General features: G+C 34.9%; 3 protein-coding genes. All 3 read right to left on the bottom strand.

All coding sequences use genetic code 11. The features are described 5' to 3' along the window. Positions 1–66: 66 nt before the first annotated feature. Complete coding sequence (locus EO120_RS09040) at positions 67–1,131, bottom strand: site-specific integrase (protein ID WP_164725743.1); 1,065 nt, start codon at positions 1,129–1,131, stop codon at positions 67–69. Positions 1,132–1,566: 435 nt separating this feature from the next. Then, positions 1,567–2,097, bottom strand: coding sequence for a hypothetical protein (locus tag EO120_RS09035; protein ID WP_127135141.1), 531 nt, complete (start codon positions 2,095–2,097; stop codon positions 1,567–1,569). Between the two features lie 42 nt (positions 2,098–2,139). Then, a partial coding sequence (locus EO120_RS09030; protein ID WP_241234935.1) for a LexA family protein occupies positions 2,140–2,559 on the bottom strand: 420 nt, incomplete at its 5' end.

The following is a 2,559-nucleotide window of genomic DNA, read 5'->3' as shown; positions in this document are numbered from 1 at the left end:
CAGTATATCTATTAGAACAAAAACCGCTGTAATACAGCGGTTTTTTGTTATATCGTCATATATTCGTCAAAAATCGTTCGAAAAAATTGCATCGATGGAACGTTTGGCCTGCTGATTCATCGATTCTGTATAGTGTACATATGTTTTTATTACCGTATTAACTGTATCGCCTAATAATGCCGATACAGTTTTTATATCGACACCGTTGCTTAATAATTTTGTTGCGTATGTGTGCCTAAAATCATGTGGGGAATGGGGCGGTATGATAGACCGCATAAGTGTCGTATATGTGCCCGTTTTATTATATACGCTAAAAATACGTGGTGTATCCCTATCGAGGCGTTGTAATTGGCGCATAACTGATTCAGGAATATATATAGTGCGATTACTATTAGTAGTTTTAGTTTTAGACACGCCGTATTCATGCTTTGCATTGATCCGAACTAATTGCTTATTAATGCTCAATGAGCGTTCATCTTCGTTTAAATCATCCCACGTCAATCCCAATGCTTCGCCTATACGCATTCCTGTTGTTGCTAACACCCTAGTTAAAACCGCCGCATACGTATTATTTCTCTGTTCTAGTGTATCTATCAGTAATTGTATGTTTTCCTCGCTTATCGTGCGAATACGCGGTGTATTTAGTCTGCTTTTATAAACTGGTACATTCTCTAAAGGTGATTTGCCTGTTATCTGCATCTTTATAGCATAATTATATATCACGCCTAACACTTTTCGCATTTCTTGTTTTGCTGAAATGGATTGTAATGTATCTAGTAATTCCATAATATGTGACGTTGTGATATTTACCACCTTTTTATCGTGCAACAATTTGGCTTTTTTAAATACATTCGTATAAGCGATAACCGTATTAGGGGCGAACCTGTCGCTATTTCTTCGCATATATAAATTAAATAATTGCGATAGGGTAATATCTCGCATCTCGTGTGATTCTATATAAATCTGACCATCAAGACTGTCAATAATAATTTGGCCATAGTCCTTTGCCTGACGTGACGTTTGAAATCCTTGCTTAGATTTTTGCTTCCAAGCACCCGTTAACGTTTTGTAAGACACGATGACTTGCCAGCCTTTGTCCTTTTTTCGAGTGGTAATGTTGTAACTGCTCATGATGTACCTCATAAATAAAAAAGACCCCTAGAAATCTAGGAGTCTATTGTAACCTCAAGGGGTACGCACAATTAATTTGATAGCTCATGGCTACCGCATATATACATGATATCATATAACTCCTGATTTTCAATAAAGAAAACAAAAAGAGCGTTCTCATTTCATTAGAGAACGCTCTTCGTTTTATCCATTAAGGATAAGAAAAAGTATGATTTGGGATTCAAGCCCAATTTGTACTTTCATTATACATTCTCTTGCGATTCAGTGTCAATATTTTTTGTAAAGCCCCCTAGAAAAATTAACATCATAATTTGGGCGTCATTGTCAGTTGTTTCCATTTAGGAAACAACTGCGCTTTTATTTATTACACCACACTTAGTAGTATGTGCAAAATTTGCACATACTAGTTTTTAGTTTTCCAGTATGAAAAAGTTTTTAATACAGCCCTTTTTTAAATATATAGTTATATAGTGCGCTAGCAAATGTATAATCTTTAGACCTAACATCTACTGCTAAACTTCTAACATCTGATGGCCCTTGAGAGTCTATATATTTCCCATCAAAGTTATATATTGTAAATTCGCTCTTGGTTGCTGTCACTCCAGAGTCTAATAGTTTGAGTTGGGACACAAAATACTCGGGAATGGTTTTTGCTTCAGGAGCATTCATATTTTTTACAAAATCCTCTATTTCTGCTTTACTTCTGTCTTTTTTGTAGGTATACATAACTTTGATGGAATATATCTCTTTATCACTATAATTAATGGCTATTAATTTTGTTTGTATAATGGCTAAATCTTTAGTGTCACCCACTTTTTCTGTGTGTGCCATGTCTAAATATGTAGTTATATCATTAGTAACATCAATCTGTTTATAGTCACTATTTCCTTTTATATCGTTAATCGATATGGCCTGTAATGTTATTGGAGAAATTAAAAGAAGTAGTGTAATTAATAGTTTTTTCATAAAGGACTCCTTATTATATAGTACATTGATGAGTTTACTAAATTATAATTCGCGTCTAATTTCAACGACTTTACCTAAAATCTTAACCTCGCCAGGGTGCTTATATGTTTTAATTTCATAACTAGGATTTAACGGCTGCAGTGTAACGTGGCCGTTATTTTTATTTACCTTTTTCAAGGTTGCATCATATCCATTGACGTAGCATGCACAAATATCGCCAGAGTCACAATCAGGTTGGATTTTAATGATAACGATGTCTCCATCTTCGAATTTCGGATACATACTATCGCCACTTACTCTTAGAGCTATATAGTCGCCTTTCCAACTGGCAGGTATTTCGACTTGGCCTTGAATGTCCTCAAACGCTTCTATGGGTATGCCAGCAGGGATAGAACCATATACATTTATAAAGTTAATTCCGCTATCATATTTACTCGTTGATTTCATGACAGCTTCTAATTT

It is taken from the genome of Veillonella caviae (assembly GCF_003992125.1).
Classification (GTDB): Bacteria; Bacillota; Negativicutes; order Veillonellales; family Veillonellaceae; genus Veillonella; species Veillonella caviae.
This window is presented reverse-complemented; position numbering and strand designations above follow the sequence as displayed.